Here is a 16,663-nt window from a genome sequence, read left to right on the forward strand (position 1 = left end):
CATGTGGCTGCCGCCGATCTGAGCGCGAAGCTGCCCGCCGGCCGTCACGTTATTCAAAAAGCGCGGGCGGTTCTTACCGCCTTCCTTCAGCTCGGTCTTGTCGTTTTTCTGGGTCAATGAGTAATCGGTGTAGGTCATCAGGTTGACGGTGATGTTCGCAGCAAATCCCCCACGTACCACCGCAGAAAACGAATCGCTATTGGGATCGGCATTCGGGTCTCTATCCGGGGTCAGGTTGATACCGGCGCGTATATCGGCCGTTCCACCTGCCGTGAGATCGAAGTTGAATCGCCGAGCCTCATAGCTTTCATGGTCCACCGCCTTTTTCAGCACCTGCAATGGATTGAGCTGGCCTTCAAACAGGTCGTCGACGAACGCGTCAATGTCTTCATCCGGAACATTGAAGACCACGCCAGCGCGCTGGCTGGCGGCGACGGTGGCGGTCACCTCCACGCCCAGGCGAAAGTTGGGGGTCAGTGTGCGGTTGTTGCCGACATCAACACTGCGTGCAGGATTGTTTGCGTCAAAAAAGCCTGGCCAGTAGTCCTTGCCTGCACCGAAGCCGCCACTCACGTTTCCCGCAGCTTCGTTTATCAGGTAAAGGGTCACTCCGCCCTCGCAACGTTCGGCATTGAGTATGTAGTTACGGTTGGCGGTGGCGCCTGCCGTTGGCCACAGTCCTGTGGCCTTGTCGGCAAGAATGATGAACGGGGTGGTGAGGTTCATTCCGTAACTGCGCTGCAAACCGATTTCGTCGTCGCCGTGCTCCAGTTGCTTGAGCATGCTTTTGAATTTTCCGGCCAGCTCGGCCTGGTCCTTGCTGCCTGTGGCTGCACGCATATTGACGCTTACGGCATGGTCGGGTTTTTTGAACGACTTGAGGAATGACTTGACCGCTTCGTAGCCGCTTTCCAGCGCTTTGTTATCGGTAAAGCCCATGTCTGTGACCACCTTGACCGGGTTTTCGCCGTACGTCACATCACGCAGGGTGGCCAGTTTCTTTTCCAGCGGCGCTATGGCGCTTTGCGGCGGCAGCTCTTCGATCTGGTCGAGTAGCGCGCCGAGTTTTTTCAGCGTGACCAGATCCAGCGCAAGACGCGCTTTGCTCAACCCATGCTCTTCACTGGCATCGCGGCGTCGTCCCAGAGGCACCTCGACTTTCTGGTGGCTGAGTTTCAGCCCTTGATACTTGAGCGTACCGAGTAATTTCTGGGTGGGGTTTTCGGCAGACGGAGCGATCTGGGTCAAGGCATCCTGCAGCTCTTTGACCAAATCATGCCCAGAGCTTTTGAAGTTGAGCTTTGTGCCCAGATCGGCGAGCTTCTTGCCAAACTGCAAGCGCGCAGACGGCTTGCCCAGCTCACCGTGCTGGTTGAGAATGCCATCCTGGCGCTTGAGATTTTTCACCTTGCCGTAGCTCTGACCGATAGACACCAGCGCCGTGTAACTGTGCTTTTCCAGCTCGTCGCGCAGGGCTTCCAGTTCCTTGACCAGCGTAGCGCCTTGAGGCCCCAGTTTTGATTCCAGGGCGGTGATGCGCGCTTTCAGGTCTTGACCCCGTGCCGGAGGCCTGCCCCTGGATTCATGGATCAGCTCCAGTTGCGTGAACAGCATCGACTCGGTTTCATACACCTCTCTGAGCCCCAGGCGACCTTGGTAGCGATGCTGAATATGGTCACCTGCGTTCTGCATCCAGCGGGGCATTTCTGCGGTGTTTTTGTAGATGTTGGCGCGTATGAAGTCGCTGCTGCTAACTTTATTGGATTTCTCCATGCCGCTGCGCCCGAATGTATTGACGTCCATTCTGAGCGTCAGCCCGGTTTTTGGAATTCGCCAGGTCTTGTTGGAACCCGTGATGCGCGAGTGCACATCGTTCAGGCCGTTTTCTTCCACTGGGCGCTGCTCGAAAGCTTGCCATTTGCCTGCCTTGAGCTGCATCAGGCTCTGGCCCTCGGCATCTTCTATCTGGGCGCTGAGTACGTTCTCATCGTTGGTGAAAAGCGCTTTGACCGGCTGTTCTCCAGGGAGGGCAACCGGCGTCCATTTGGCTCGCATCTGGTCGCCCAGCTTGACCGACTGCCAGGTTTCTCTGGGCAGGGAGTAAAGCCCGCCGGTACTGGTGAGGGCGTGCAGGTTGTGTTTTTCATCCAGCGACAGGCTTTTGATATCGCCTTCCAGCCCGGGAATGTCGAGCGTGACGGGTTTATGGTCCTTGCTGTGGGCGGTCAGCTTGTTCTTGTCATCCAGGGCGACGAAGCGTTTGTTGCTGACCATTGCGAAGGCGGTGATGACCCGGTCGTCGAGGCCTTCGATTTCCTTGCCCATCTCGACTTTTGTCGAGCGCGCGGTCTGGGCCAGCGCTGTGTTGTGATCAAAGGCCATGTTGGGATGTTCGGGCGCAACCTTGAGTGCGTGCAGCTTGCCGCCCTTGAGTACATAAGCGTTGCTGTCGGCGCCGCGTTGCAGGCGATCGATATCTTTTATGCCTGCATCTTTCCAGCATTCTGGCGTTGCGTCCCAGCGCTGAATGCGTCCTTCACTCAGGCCAACCAGGCCCGCACGATCAAGGTTGAGCCGGTCAGCAGCGGTGGGCGGCGGGGGCATGGTCAGGCCGCGATTGTTGTTTAGTACCAGCGCATTGGTCAGGTTCCAGCCGCTTTGCAGTTTTGAGCTTTGCTCGTCTATAGCGTGGGAGTGAGTCTCGCCCTGACGGTTTTTGATCAGCGCGTGAACACCGCCGTCGTCCCCGTTGATGAATCCGGTGACGCGGTTGTGGCCACCGAGGGGCACGCCTGCCAGTTGGAAGTTTGCCTGCTCGGGCATCAGCTTCAATTTCGGCTCATCGCCCTCGAATGCGCTACGGTCTGCACTGTAAAGTCTGCCCTGAGTGTCAGCGATAAACAGCTTGTCGCCACTCAAACCGACCGCCGCCGCCTGCGCCTTGCCACTATCGAGCTCAAGGCCTTTGGTTTTTTTCGGCGTCAGCCCGCCAATTACCGGGCTCATGTCAGTCAGCAGGATCGCCTGGGTCTTTTTGCCGCTGAGCAACGCTGCTCTATTGTCCGGCGCGACCGAAAATGATTGCAGGTCTTCGACTTCCACGTGCGGCATGAACGGGCTCGACAAGTCGACCACGGCATTGTCACTTTTTGCATAGACCGAGCCGTTGCCGCCAGTGGCCAGGCTGCTGAAACCGGTATCCTCCAGGCCTTCCGGTATTTTCCAGCGAGTGTTTATCGGGTCGAACTGATAGAGCCGGTCCTCATGCACACGCATGCGCTCACCGTCGTGACTGAGAAGCACATTGGTAATGTGAGCGATGTGTGCCTTGCCTGGGAACTCCTGGGTTTTGCGGCCGCTGGCGGTGTCGATGTGGATGTTGCCGTCTTCACGCTCCATTTTCACGGCCGGTGGTTTCTTTCCTTCTATAAGGAGCGCTTCGTTGCTGCTGCGTATCACGGCCAGCGAGCTGTCGTCTTGCAGGTGCAGAAGGTGCCCGTTGGCCTGTAGCAACTGGTGCCCGTGCACACCGTGTTTGCTTTCATGGGCCAGGTAGGTTTGCTTGGGGGTGGCGAGAATCGAATCCAGTAACGGCGCCAGACCGGGCGTATTGAACGTTGAGAAATCAGGCTTTCCCTTGGCGTCCAATTGAATGGTGCCTTGCGGCTCCGGGTTACGAACCAGTTTTTCGTCTTTCAGTTCAAAACGGCCTCCGTTGCTGCGCCCCAGCATGGGCTCGCGTGGCGGAAGCGGTCCGTCTGAATCACCGATTTTGCTGCCGGAGCTGCTGGGCTGATCTGGATCTGTGGCCAGCATTGACCTGCGCATACCGTCAGAGCCCTGCAGGCGACTGTCAGGTGAGCGGGATTGGCGAGTGGCATTTGCGACCGCTTCTTCATCGGTCATCGGGTTGTCTGAGTCGAGGTACGACGGGCTGCGCTCAAGGCGGTCTTGCGGCAGATCAAACCTTACGCGCAGGTTTTTACGGGAGGCTGCCTCCGGGTGTATTTCATGCGTCTGCGCGCCCGAGCTGCTCGCCTGGTTGGGGCGGGTACGCAGAATCGACTTGGGTGCGCTATGGGTATGTTGCGGGCTGCTGTTGGAAAAACCTGATTCGCGGGCTTTGTTTCTGGGCGTAGCTGCATTTGAAGCCGTAGTCACATTTGCAGCGGACGGGGAGGTTTTGACGTTTTTCGCGGTGGGCGGCGTGGCAGCTTTCTGCTGCGGCGCTTTGGATTTCTGGAACAATTTACCGACGCTTTTCAGCGCCCGCTTGCCGACACTGCTCAACGAGTGCGAAGAGCGTTGCCTGGGTTGTTCGGCTCTTTGCTGCAGATCAGTTGCAGCACGTGCGTCAGGGGTGACGGTTGGCTGAATGATGCTTCCGGTGTGCCGTCGGATCCATGATGACTGTACGGTGAATCTCCCTGTCCATTTTTTATCGTTGATAGCCGCCTGGTGCACAACGTGAAAATTCCTTCATAGGATGAGTGGCATGCAATGCCAGCGGGTTCCATCGGAAAAACTTATGGCTGAAAGGATTCAGCACCGCATTGTGTGCGGCGATCTTGGTTTCAATAGGGAACCGTAACGGCGAGCGCGCCACGTAGGGTGGACACGTTCAGGACATTCCCGCCCATGCCCGCCGTCGCCTTCCCCGTATCGAGCCTTCGCTTGCTGGCTCGCGCTGTTCAAATTGCAGTCCTCGCTATGGGCGCCTTGTGTGTGGGCTGCCAGTCTGTGGACTATTCGCCGCCGCGTCAGGACCGTCCGCCGCGGCTGGTGTCGGGGTTGGTCTATTGGGGGGGAGACGATCAGGAAGGTTCGCGGGCTGCAGACAAAATCTCCGATCTGCCTGTTTATAACGGCGAGGACGTGTGGCAGCGGGTTGCCCAGCGCTGCAGGCTGGTAGATGGCCAGGGCATGAATGAGCGTATCGCTCGCCAGCGCGACTGGTTGCTGAGCAATCGCGGGTTTATCACGGGGGCCAGTGTCCGGGCCAGCCCGTACCTGCATTTTATTGTCGAGCGTCTGGACGAGCGCAACATGCCGCTGGAGCTGGCACTGCTGCCGATGATCGAAAGCTCTTATAACCCCATGGCCAACTCTCCGGCCGCTGCTGCAGGTTTGTGGCAATTCATTCCATCCACGGGGCGCAGCTTCAATCTGCATCAAAGCGCGACCTACGACGCTCGCCGTGACGTGGTGGCCTCCAGCAAAGCGGCGATGGATTACCTGACCCGCCTGCATGATCAGTTCAATAATGACTGGCTGTTGGCGCTGGCCGCCTATAACGCGGGTGAGGGCACCGTCGGTCGGGCGATCGAGGCCAACCGACGGCGTGGACTGCCTGTTGACTACTGGAACCTGAATTTACCCAGGGAGACCCAGGATTACGTGCCCAGACTGTTGGCGCTCTCAATGGTTGTGCGCAACCCCAATGCCTACGGTGTGAAACTGACCCCGGTCGCCAACACACCGTATTTTGACGTAGTCGAGCTCAACCATGCCGTAGACCTGACCCAGCTCGCGGCCACGGCGGGTGTGGATGAGGGCCAGTTGTTGCGGCTGAACTCGGCATTCCTGCGCAAAAAGACCTTCGATGGACCGGGACGTCTGCTGATACCCAAAACCCAGAATCGCGTGCTGACGACCAGCATCGCGCGCATTACCGGCGAGTCCCCGGTGACTGCCAGCACCCCGGTGGTCACCCCTTCAGCCATTGTGAAACGGGCGGCTGAGCGTCTGCCCGCGCCCGCGCCTGTGGCTGAGCGTCCAGTGCGCGTTGCAGAGCGTCCGCCGCTGCCCAAGCCCGTGCAGTCGGCTCAGTTAGCTGAGAACCTGCCTTCGCCCAAAACGGCTCAGCCGTCGCCGGTGGCGGAGCAGCCCACCGCGCCTGAGGCGTCACAGCCAGTTCCTGCAGCTGAATCGACGCCGGCGGTAGAGATCGCCCAATCCGCACCTGTCGTGGAACCTGATCCGCTTACAAACCGGATACAGTTGCCCCGCATCAGGGATGACCGTTCGTCGCCTCGCAAGCGTGACGACGACGAGTATCGCAGCGGTCCGCGCGAGCTGCCCTCGGGGCCGCGCGTCGTGGTTTTTGCCAGTGATCCACGCCAATAACCTCGGTTTTCCTCGATTGTCCTATTGAAAATCCCTGAAAATCGCACTTTTTTGGTGCTTTTTCTCGTTGTCGGACGATATTGATCTGCCTCAATACAACTTCTTATGTTGAACGTTACCCGTTTCTTGGATCCCAAAGGTGGCGGATGGCCATATTATTTAGAGCGCGACATGTGATCATCTTGATGAACTTTTCCAGCCGAATGTAAGTGAAAGATTACACACATTTAGAAACATTCTAGGTGATGGCACGCTATCATCGGTGGTAATAACAGTCGGGTTCACAGAACCTTAACCTGCGATTTCGGTAATAAGCTACGCTGAATCCTTTCCGCCAATCCTTAGATAGCTGTGCCTGGAAATACTCTAAGCAGGTGGGCTTTTGTTCGGATTGCCGAATGCGATGATGACTAAAAGCCATCACTAGTGGTGCCGAAAAACCGGGGCTATGACCGCGTTGCCAGTATTCAAGCCTCTGTGTTGTTCGGAAATCCGACTGCTCGTGGAGGCGGTACTAAGCTCGTTGTATTGACTGTTAAAGTGTGCAAGTAGTTAGTGTCAGGCTGTTGTTTGTTTTTTGATATTATTGTTATCCGCTTCTTTAAGCTCGCCGTTACAAACCGGTTGGTTTTCTTTTTTTGTGTTCGGGTTTCTGCTGTTTTCTTACTTGCCACTCCCTTTATTTTTTTTGAAAGGTTTTATATATGTCTCTCGAGTAGTGACAATAAGTTAGTTGCGTTTCATTGCGCGATTTTGGGGCGCTTGCTGCTCAAAGGTGCCCGGTCTTCTCTCTGGTCACAGCTGCCTTCAGGTGTGGAGAGGCCCTGTGGCTGCGGGGCTAGCCAGTGCATGGACACTGTAAGCGCTTGTTCGCATTGGAGTAACGATAGATTAAAGTAATCATCTCAAGAGCCTGGGTCTATCGGCGGGGTCAGCTTGGTATGATGATATTACTATGATAGTAATTCTCAACTTTGTGATCTTTTTCTCATTTCCCGGGGAACTAAATTAATATATGTCTGCCTTGTAAGACGTGGTATTAATACTCCGCTTGCCACCCACAATGAGAGTGAACGATGAGCACAGGCATCGATAAGGACGTCCGAGAGTGTTGGGGCGTAACTGCATTATCAGCTGGTCATCAAATTGCAATGAATAGCGCGTTCCTGGATATGGACTTGCTGTTGTGCGGGGAGACCGGCACCGGCAAGGACACACTGGCCAACCGCATTCACGAGTTGTCCAGCAGGTCGGGACCCTTTGTGGGCATGAACTGCGCCGCCATTCCCGAGTCGCTGGCAGAGAGCCAGTTATTCGGTGTGGTCAACGGCGCATTCACCGGCGTATGCCGGGCTCGCGAGGGCTACATAGAGGCCTCCAGTGGTGGCACGTTGTACCTGGATGAAATCGACAGCATGCCGTTGAGCCTGCAGGCCAAACTGCTGCGTGTGCTGGAGAGTCGAGGTATCGAGCGTTTGGGCTCGACCGAATTCATCCCGGTGGATCTGCGGATCATTGCCTCGGCCCAGCGGCCATTGGATGAACTGGTGGAACAAGGACTTTTCCGTCGCGACCTGTTTTTCAGGCTCAACGTGCTGACGCTTCACTTGCCAGCCTTGCGCAAACGTCGTGAACAGATCCTGCCATTGTTCGACCAGTTCACCCAGGGTATCGCTGCCGAGTTCGGACGTCCCGCTCCTGCGCTGGACAGCGGGCGTGTTCAGCTGCTGCTCAGCCACGACTGGCCGGGCAACATCCGTGAACTGAAGTCTGCCGCCAAGCGCTTCGTACTCGGCTTCCCCTTGCTGGGCGCCGATCCTGTGGAAGCGCTTGACCCGGCCACGGGGCTGCGCACGCAAATGCGCATCATCGAGAAAATGCTCATCCAGGATGCCCTGAAGCGGCACAGGCACAATTTCGACGCGGTGCTTCAGGAGCTCGAGTTGCCAAGACGCACTCTGTATCACCGCATGAAAGAACTGGGAGTTGCAGCGCCGATCGCTGCGACGGTCGGGTTCTGAAACGCAGGTGTGGTTATGCAACGTTGATGTCCTGGGGGGCATGGGATGAGTCTTGATGAAAGGTTTGAGGATGATCTGGACGAGGAGCGGGTTCCGAATCTGGGGATAGTTGCCGAAAGTATTTCGCAACTGGGTATCGACGTGCTGCTGTCGGGTGAGACCGGCACGGGCAAAGACACGATTGCCCGACGGATTCATGAGATGTCAGGCCGCAAAGGGCGCCTGGTGGCGATGAATTGCGCGGCCATTCCGGAGTCCCTCGCCGAGAGCGAGTTATTCGGTGTGGTCAGCGGTGCCTACACCGGCGCTGACCGCTCCAGAGTCGGTTATGTCGAAGCGGCGCAGGGCGGCACGCTGTACCTGGATGAGATCGATAGCATGCCGCTGAGCCTGCAAGCCAAGCTGCTGAGGGTGCTGGAAACCCGAGCGCTTGAACGGCTGGGTTCGACGTCGACGATCAAGCTGGATATCTGCGTGATCGCATCCGCCCAATGCTCGCTGGACGACGCCGTCGAGCGGGGGCAGTTTCGTCGCGATCTGTATTTTCGCCTGAACGTCCTGACACTCAAGCTTCCGCCGTTACGTACCCAGTCCGATCGCATCGTTCCCCTGTTCACACGCTTTACGGCGGCCGCTGCCGGAGAGCTCGGCGTTGCCGTTCCCGAGGCTTGCCCGCTGCTGCACAAGGTGCTGCTGGGCCACGACTGGCCAGGCAATATCCGTGAGCTCAAGGCTGCAGCCAAACGCCATGTGCTGGGTTTTCCCCTGCTGGGCGCCGAGCCGCCGGGCGAAGAGCACTTGGCCTGTGGGCTCAAATCGCAATTGCGAGTGATCGAAAAAGCCTTGATTCAGGAGTCGCTCAAGCGCCACGACAATTGTGTGGATTCGGTAAGCCTGGAACTGGACATGCCGCGCCGCACGCTTTATCGACGCATCAAGGAATTGCAGATCTGATTTTTTGCAAAGACGCTGGAACTGATTTACAGGTTGGCGCCACCTAGTGAGTACCAAGCAATCACGCTGGTAAATCTTAAGGGGCATCAAATCATGGTCGCATTTTCAAGCCTTACCTCCAAGCTCACCAACCTCGGTAACAGCGCAGTTGGCGGTGTCGGCGGTGCATTGCAGGGTGTCAACACGGTTGCTTCCAACGCTTCGCTTCAGAAAAACATTCTCTCGGGCACCGGCGACAGCCTGTCGGTTGATGCACAAGCCAAGGCCAGCAAAGAGTCGGACGCCAACGGCGCGAAGCTGATCGCGATGCAGGCTCAGGAAACCATGAAGAAGCAAACCATGGACGTGCTCAACGCCATCCAGGCTGGCAAGGAAGACTCTTCCAACAAGAAAATCAGTGCCACAGCGACTAACGCTAAAGGTATCAGTTACTAATTATTTCTGATTGCCTCCTCATCAGAGGGGGCCGCTACCTTGGGATGGGCGTTTTATGCAAGCACTTAACAGCATCAGTTCGTTGCAAACCTCTGCATCATTGTTCCCCGTGTCGCTCAACAGCGATGTGAGCGCCAACACCAGCACTTCCAGCAAAGAGCTCAAGGCTGTGATCGATCAGTTGGTTCAGGCGCTGACCCAAAGTGGGCAGCTCGATGAAACCTCACCGCTCGGCAAAATGCTCGCCAAGGCCATGGCTGCGGATGGCAAGTCGGCTAACAGCATCGATGACATCACTGCATCGCTCGACAAGCTGATCCACGAAAAGCTCGGCGACAATTTCGGTGCGTCAGCCGGCATTGGCGCGGGTAGCGGTGGCGGGGCGGGTTCTGGTTCGGGTGTCGGCGGCGGTCTGAGCAGCGACGCGGGTGCCGGGGAATCCGATCTGATGAGCCAGGTCCTCAACGGCCTCGGCAAAGCCGTGCTGGACGATCTGCTGACACCGAGTGGTGAAGGCGGAACAACCTTCTCCAGTGATGACATGCCGACCCTGGAAAAAGTCGCCCAGTTCATGGACGACAACAAGGCCCAGTTCCCTACCCGTGACGGCGGCTCGTGGATGAACGAGCTGAAGGAAGACAACGGCCTGGATGCACAGGAAACCGCTCAGTTTCGTTCGGCTCTCGACGTCATTGGTCAACAGCTCGGCCAGCAACAAGGTGATGCCAGTGGCGTTACCAGTGGCGGCGGTCTGGGTTCGCCAGTGAGTGACACCTCCCTGGGTGATCCTGCAATCGATGCCAACACAGGTCCCGCCACCAATGGTAATGGCAGCGTCGACGTAGGTCAGCTGATCGGTCAACTCATCGACCGTGGTTTGCAATCGGTTTCGTCGGGTGGCGGTCTGGGTACTCCGGTCGACAATTCCACGCAGCCGGCAGGTGGCACGCCAGCGGCTAACCCTACGGGCAACGTGTCCAATCAGGACCTGGGTCAGTTGCTGAGCGGCTTGCTGCAACGCGGGCTTGAAGAGACGATCAAGGATGCTGGTGGTAACGCAGGTGCCGACCTGCAATCCAGCGCTGCGCAAGTTGCAGCTCAGCTGATCAATGCGCTGTTGCAAGGCACCAATAACCAGACTAACCAGGCCGTGGCCTGACTGACAGCCGCCTGACGGAGAACCAGTGTGACCATTTCCCAACTCAGCAATTTGAAAAGTGTATCGCCGGAGCTTGGGCAGAATGCTCATCAGGGGCTCGGCTCCGAGCCCGTTCAGGCGGATGTCGACCTATTCAATGCGGCGATGCGCCCCGACAGCGGGCCCGCAGCGTCGCACCTGTCCGACCGGATAGCCAGTGCGCTGTCCGAGCGGCTGGGCAGTACCGAGAAGCTTTCACAGCAGGCATTACGCCAGATGAAGAAAGTGTCGAATTCCGAAGACCCTGGAGACATCGTGCAGATGAGTCGGGCGTTGTCGCAGTGCTCGTTGCAAATGGCGTTGACGACCAAGGTCGTGAGCAAGAGCGCTCAGGCGCTCGATAAGTTGACCAACCTGCAGTAGAGGTTTCCGTGAATTTTCTGAGCGCAGGGCTGCTGCTGTTGTGCATGCTGCTGCTCGGCGGCTGCAGTGATGAGACTGACTTGTTCACTGGCTTGTCCGAGCAGGATTCCAATGAGGTCGTAGCGCGCCTCGCCGATCAGCATATCGATGCGCGTAAACGTCTGGAGAAAACCGGCGTGGTCGTGACTGTCGCTACCAGCGAAATGAACCGCGCCGTGCGAGTGCTCGACGCTGCGGGTCTGCCTCGGCGCTCGCGCACCACGCTGGGAGAGATTTTCAAGAAGGAAGGGGTGATTTCGACGCCGCTTGAAGAGCGTGCCCGTTACATCTACGCCTTGTCCCAGGAACTTGAAGCCACGCTGTCGCAGATCGACGGAGTCATTGTGGCCAGGGTGCATGTGGTACTGCCCGAGCGCATCGCGCCGGGTGAACCTGTTCAACCGGCTTCTGCTGCGGTGTTCATCAAACACTCTGCTGCGCTTGATCCCGACAGTGTGCGCGGGCGTATTCAACAGATGGTCGCCAGCAGTATTCCTGGCATGTCCACGCAATCTGTCGATTCGAAAAAGTTTTCCATCGTGTTTGTGCCTGCTGCGGAGTTTCAAGAGACCACACAATGGGTGAGCTTCGGGCCCTTCAAGCTGGACAGCACGAACCTGCCATTCTGGAACCTGATGCTCTGGGTGGCACCTGCCGGTCTTGCGTTGGTGTTGCTGATCGGCGCACTGCTGGTGCGCAGTGACTGGCGCGCCAGTCTGTTGCGACGGATCGGGTTTGGCAGTCGCGGTCGCTCAACGCTGCCGGCGCGTGCATGATGAGCCTTTCTGCCGAGGATCACTGGGTCCACTGGTGGTGTAACCCCTGGCAGTGGGCACATTCGGAGTGGCACGACCGATTCGCCAACGCTCGCGGGTTATCGGTCAGCGACTGCGATGCGCTCATGGCCAGCCGTCATGGCGTGTTTCTGCAGAGTCTGGGCATCGACCCGGTTCAGCCGCCAGCGCCCGCGGAACCGGTGCTGCGCTGGTTGGCACTGACGCCCTCGCAGCGTGAGCAGGCGCTAAGCCTGGCGCAACGCATCTGCTTCTCCCGTAACGAAAGTGACGGCCCTGAAGGTCAATGGTGCTGGGGGTTGACCAAAGCGCTGCGCCCCGGGGTCTGGCTGGAGTTTGAACACGAAGACGCGCGTCTTCTGCTCGGCGCCTGGCTTGGGCCGCAATACTGGTCGCGACTGCGTCTGGAGTGGCCGCCCAACGAAGTGCCCGACACCCCCGGCAAAGCACCCGAAAACAAACTTCAGGCGTTATGGCAGGCCATCATGTGGCGCGTCACGGCAGCCTGAACCCGACCCAGCCCCCAGCATCAGGAATATTCCCATGCTCGCCAAACGCAGTATTGCTCTGACGGCCGCTGCGCTGCTGCCCGAACCGATCTTGCGCCGCGAAGACATCGCCGACAGCCTGCTGGCGCGCGACATCCTGGCAGACGCGCGGCAGCAGGCCACGCAGATACTGGCCCTTGAGCAAGAGAAAGCCGAGCACCTTCAACAGCAGGCACTGGCGCAGTTCTGGGAAAACGCCAACGCGTTTCTCGGCGAGCTTCAGGTGCAGCGCGAGGCGTTGCAGCAGCAGGCAATGACCGCCGTAGAAGAGCTGTTGAGTGAATCCCTGCGGCACTTGCTGGACGACACCACGCTGGCCGAACGTGCACGGGCACTGGCCAGAAACCTGGCCGCCAGCCAGCTCAATGAAGCGGTCGCGACGCTCAGTGTTCACCCTGAAATAGCCGAACCGGTGGCCGAGTGGCTGGCAGACAGCCGTTTTTCCGAGCACTGGCAGCTCAAGCGCGATGCAACGATTGCCTCGGGCAGCTTGCGCCTGAGCGATGCCAATGGCGCGTTTGATATCGATTGGGCAGACCTGCGCAAAGGGTTGCTGGGTGTCGAGCCTGCTGCTTGATACACACTCACTTGATTGCATGATGGAACCGCTCGGCGGGTTTGCTCCACTCAAGGTTTGAACCCTTCTGCTGGAGCACCAGGACATGATCAGTTTCAACAGCTTGCAACGCCATCTCGACAACTCGGTGAGCCGCGCTCACACCAACATGGACCAGGCAGCGATGGAAGCCTCCGAGAGTGGCACCGTCGAAGACCTGCAGGCATTCAATGATGCCCAGCAGCAGGTCGATGTCGCCGGTATTGCCGTCAATGAATGCCTGCGTGCCAAGCACGGTATCAATAAAGCAGTCATCGATGGAATTCAGTGAATTCACCGAGATCGTTGGCCAGTGGTCTGCCCAGCGTCCAGCGATGCCGCTGGACTGCTGGATCGATGACGCCAATGCTCGGCTGGCGGTCGTCGGCGACGGGGTGCGTTGCAGTATCGAACTGCTCGACCCGTACGACGCCGGTGACCCGCAACGGCTCGAAGCCTTGCTTGGCGAGGGCGGCGCAAGCCTGGCGTGTGCCTGCGACGGCGCGCTGGCCATCGATCCGCAGACCCGCTGCGTAGTGCTGGTCAGCTGGATGGCAAACTCCTGCAGTCTCGGTGACCTGCTCGATCGCCTGGAAAGCCTGGCCAATCAGCGCGCGGCCATGCTCAGCCTGATGCAAACCACTATTCGTAACACGACGCCCACTTTGTCCGGGCGTTCGATCCTCAATCACCGGCAACCGGGAGTGTGAAATGCGCAAGGCCTTAATGTGGTTGCCTTTATTGTTGATCGGGGTGATCCCTGCCACGTGGGCGGTCACCCCAGAAGCCTGGAAACACACCGCCTACGCTTATGATGCCCGGCAGACCGAGTTGTCTACTGCCCTGGCTGACTTTGCCAGGGAGTTCGGCATGTCGCTCGACATGTCGCCTGTCCAGGGCAAGCTCGACGGCCGTATTCGTGCTCAGAACCCTGAAGAGTTTCTTGAGCGGCTGAGTCAGGAATACCACTTCCAGTGGTTCGTCTATAACGACACGCTGTATGTCAGCCCTTCCAGCGAGCACACCTCGGCGCGCATCGAAGTCTCGCCCGATGCGGTGGACGACCTGCAAACGGCGCTGACCGATGTCGGTCTGCTGGACAAGCGTTTTGGCTGGGGGTCGCTGCCTGACGAAGGCATCGTCCTGGTTCGTGGTCCGGCCAAATACGTGGAGTTTGTGCGCGACTACAGCAAGAAAGTCGAAAAGCCCGACGAAAAGGCCGACAAGCAAGATGTTGTCGTGCTGCCACTCAAGTACGCCAACGCGGCTGATCGGACTATTCGCTACCGTGACCAGCAGTTAGTGGTGGCCGGTGTCGCCAGTATTCTTCAAGAACTCCTGGAAAGCCGTTCGCGTGGCGAGAGCATTGACAGCGTGAACCTGCTGCCGGGGCAGGGCAGCAGTGTTGCCAACAGCACAGGTGTCGCGGCCGCCGGCCTGCCTTACAACCTGGGCTCCAATGGTATTGATACGGGCGCACTGCAACAGGGTATTGACCGCGTATTGAACTTCAACAGCAAAAAAACTGCCAAGGGTCATGCCTCAGGCAAGGCCAATATCCGCGTAAGCGCTGATGTGCGTAACAACTCCGTACTGATTTACGACCTGCCAGAGCGCAAGGCCATGTACCAGAAACTGGTCAAGGAGCTGGACGTCCCGCGCAACCTGATCGAAATCGATGCGGTCATTCTCGACATTGACCGTAATGAACTGGCCGAACTGTCCAGTCGCTGGAACTTCAATGCCGGCAGCGTTGGTGGCGGTGCCAACCTTTTTGATGCAGGCACCAGCTCAACGCTGTTCCTGCAGAACGCCAGCAAGTTTTCAGCCGAACTGCATGCGCTTGAAGGCAATGGTTCTGCGTCAGTCATCGGCAACCCGTCGATCCTGACCCTGGAGAACCAGCCGGCAGTGATTGACCTCAGTCGCACCGAATACCTGACGGCCACCTCCGAGCGTGCTGCTGACATTCTGCCCATCACGGCGGGCACCAGCCTTCAAGTGATTCCGCGCTCGCTGGACAACGATGGCAAGCCTCAAGTGCAAATGATCGTGGACATCGAGGATGGCCAGATCGACGTGTCGACGATCAATGACACCCAGCCCAGTGTGCGCCGAGGCAACGTCAGCACCCAGGCGGTGATTGCCGAGCATGGCTCGCTGGTCATCGGCGGCTTCCACGGTCTGGAAGCCAATGACAGGATTCACAAGATCCCGCTGCTGGGCGACATTCCCTACATCGGCAAGCTGCTGTTCCAGTCTCGCAGTCGCGAACTGAGTCAGCGCGAGCGGCTGTTCATTCTGACCCCTCGACTGATCGGCGATCAGGTTAATCCAGCACGCTATGTGCAGAACGGCAACCCTCATGACGTCGATGACCAGATGAAGAAAATCAAGGAGCGACGTGACGGAGGCGAGCTGCCAACCCGGGGCGACATCCAGAAAGTCTTTACCCAAATGGTCGACGGCGCCGCTCCGGAAGGCCTGCGCGCTGGCCAGACCCTGCCCTTTGAAACCGATAGCCTGTGTGATCCGGGCGAAGGTCTGACGCTTGATGGACAGCGCTCGCAGTGGTTCGTCAAAAAAGACTGGGGCGTTGCCGTGGTGGTTGCGCGTAACAACACGGACAAGCCGGTACGTATCGACGAGAGCCGATGCGGCGGTCGCTGGGTAATCGGCGTTGCGGCCTGGCCTCATGCATGGCTGCAGCCGGGTGAAGAAAGTGAGGTGTACATCGCTGTGCGCCAGCCGCAGATATCCAAAATGGCCAAAGAAAGCAGGCCGTCACTGCTCCGGGGAGCGAAACCATGATGATTCGTAGCCTAACGCTCCTGCTCGTGCTGTTTGCTATGCTGACGGGGTGTGCCACCCACGGCTGTACGGGGAACGCTTGCAAGCGCCCGGACTCCAACAACCGCGAGCTGGTCATTTGGTGGCCGCCCGACATGCGCGAAGGTCTGGACGACCGGGACCATGAGCGGGATTACACTGTCGTGCAGTTAAAGGATTAGAAATGATTGAGGTAACGGAAAAGTCGGCATTTTACGCTCAGGTTGCCGCCCAGAGCCCCGCAGTATGGCCGGTGGCCAATGGCGTCGCGTTTGTCAGTCGGCGCGAACACCATGATTGGGGGATCGCCTTGCACATAGAAGGCCGCGCGTTGCGTCCTGATCAACTGCGTGATGCACTGCAACGACGTTTTATGGAGTCAGAGCGTTTCAATCACTACTTCCTGTTTCTGGACGTACGACGCGACTTTGTGGTGTGGCACGCGGTCAACGAAACACCGGGTTCCTACGCCAGTCTGGATGACATCCGCCGGCATGAATTGATGCTGGCAGGGCTGGACCATTTGAGCGAGGAAATGCACTGACCGCGTAAGCCGAGCGTGTTCATGAGCCCAGACAAAACGGGTTCATGAACACGGCCTTGATGAACACCTCCCGCCTTGCAACCCTCCGATACACCCCTCCCTGATACTTACCGTGCTCTGCGCTTGGCGTACTTCTCAAGACCTGACGCAGAGCGTCCAGAACGGCATGCCGACGCAGAGCGTCGCACGATAGTTGAGATTATCGTTCCTCACGCTC

Annotated in this window: 15 protein-coding genes; 14 read left to right on the forward strand and 1 reads right to left on the reverse strand. The window is 58.1% G+C overall.

The window, feature by feature from the left end; translation table 11 throughout:
* Window positions 1–4,449 (reverse strand): AvrE-family type 3 secretion system effector (locus DW49_RS0121655; RefSeq protein ID WP_029774705.1); only part of this gene is annotated, 4,449 nt, incomplete at its 3' end.
* A 189-nt stretch (window positions 4,450–4,638) separates the two neighbouring features.
* On the opposite strand from DW49_RS0121655, the gene DW49_RS0121660 reads away from it, so the two are divergent.
* From DW49_RS0121660 to hrpV, 14 genes are all read left to right on the forward strand, one after another.
* Window positions 4,639–6,126 (forward strand): lytic transglycosylase domain-containing protein, encoded by a 1,488-nt coding sequence (locus DW49_RS0121660; protein WP_005615697.1) that lies wholly within the window; start codon window positions 4,639–4,641, stop codon window positions 6,124–6,126.
* 1,076 nt (window positions 6,127–7,202) lie between these two features.
* Window positions 7,203–8,147 carry a transcriptional regulator HrpR gene (hrpR, locus tag DW49_RS0121665; RefSeq protein ID WP_005615700.1) on the forward strand — a complete coding sequence of 315 codons (945 nt, stop codon included), beginning with the start codon at window positions 7,203–7,205 and terminating at the stop codon, window positions 8,145–8,147.
* A gap of 45 nt (window positions 8,148–8,192) precedes the next feature.
* Entirely contained in the window at window positions 8,193–9,101 is a 909-nt protein-coding gene (hrpS, locus tag DW49_RS0121670; protein WP_003375736.1) for a transcriptional regulator HrpS, read from the forward strand.
* A gap of 93 nt (window positions 9,102–9,194) precedes the next feature.
* Entirely contained in the window at window positions 9,195–9,536 is a 342-nt protein-coding gene (gene hrpA, locus DW49_RS0121675; RefSeq protein WP_005615704.1) for an Hrp pili protein HrpA, read from the forward strand.
* A gap of 55 nt (window positions 9,537–9,591) precedes the next feature.
* Window positions 9,592–10,695, forward strand: coding sequence for a type III secretion system effector HrpZ (hrpZ, locus tag DW49_RS0121680; RefSeq protein ID WP_005615705.1), 1,104 nt, complete (start codon window positions 9,592–9,594; stop codon window positions 10,693–10,695).
* A gap of 27 nt (window positions 10,696–10,722) precedes the next feature.
* On the forward strand, window positions 10,723–11,097 hold the full coding sequence (sctI, locus tag DW49_RS0121685; protein WP_003375731.1) for a type III secretion system inner rod subunit SctI: 375 nt from the start codon (window positions 10,723–10,725) through the stop codon (window positions 11,095–11,097).
* Window positions 11,098–11,105: 8 nt separating this feature from the next.
* Window positions 11,106–11,912, forward strand: a complete 807-nt coding sequence (sctJ, locus tag DW49_RS0121690; protein ID WP_003375729.1) for a type III secretion system inner membrane ring lipoprotein SctJ — start codon at window positions 11,106–11,108, stop codon at window positions 11,910–11,912.
* Complete coding sequence (locus DW49_RS0121695; protein ID WP_017702332.1) at window positions 11,912–12,439, forward strand: hypothetical protein; 528 nt, start codon at window positions 11,912–11,914, stop codon at window positions 12,437–12,439. Before sctJ ends, DW49_RS0121695 begins: the two co-directional genes overlap by 1 nt.
* A gap of 34 nt (window positions 12,440–12,473) precedes the next feature.
* Window positions 12,474–13,055 (forward strand): type III secretion system stator protein SctL, encoded by a 582-nt coding sequence (gene sctL / locus DW49_RS0121700; RefSeq protein WP_005615710.1) that lies wholly within the window; start codon window positions 12,474–12,476, stop codon window positions 13,053–13,055.
* Between the two features lie 85 nt (window positions 13,056–13,140).
* Complete coding sequence (locus tag DW49_RS0121705; protein ID WP_003375722.1) at window positions 13,141–13,365, forward strand: type III secretion protein HrpF; 225 nt, start codon at window positions 13,141–13,143, stop codon at window positions 13,363–13,365.
* Window positions 13,352–13,783: a type III secretion system chaperone gene (locus DW49_RS0121710; RefSeq protein WP_005615712.1), complete on the forward strand. Its 432-nt coding sequence runs from the start codon at window positions 13,352–13,354 to the stop codon at window positions 13,781–13,783. Before DW49_RS0121705 ends, DW49_RS0121710 begins: the two co-directional genes overlap by 14 nt.
* Before the next feature lies 1 nt (window position 13,784).
* Entirely contained in the window at window positions 13,785–15,884 is a 2,100-nt protein-coding gene (gene sctC, locus DW49_RS0121715) for a type III secretion system outer membrane ring subunit SctC (RefSeq protein WP_005615714.1), read from the forward strand.
* Window positions 15,881–16,084, forward strand: coding sequence for an HrpT family type III secretion system protein (gene hrpT, locus DW49_RS0121720; RefSeq protein WP_003373654.1), 204 nt, complete (start codon window positions 15,881–15,883; stop codon window positions 16,082–16,084). The genes sctC and hrpT overlap by 4 nt, the downstream gene beginning before the upstream one ends.
* Before the next feature lie 2 nt (window positions 16,085–16,086).
* Window positions 16,087–16,446: an HrpRS complex negative regulator HrpV gene (gene hrpV / locus DW49_RS0121725; protein WP_003373652.1), complete on the forward strand. Its 360-nt coding sequence runs from the start codon at window positions 16,087–16,089 to the stop codon at window positions 16,444–16,446.
* Window positions 16,447–16,663 lie beyond the last annotated feature (217 nt).

The organism is Pseudomonas avellanae BPIC 631, assembly GCF_000444135.1.
GTDB classification, from domain to species: domain Bacteria; phylum Pseudomonadota; class Gammaproteobacteria; order Pseudomonadales; family Pseudomonadaceae; genus Aquipseudomonas; species Aquipseudomonas avellanae.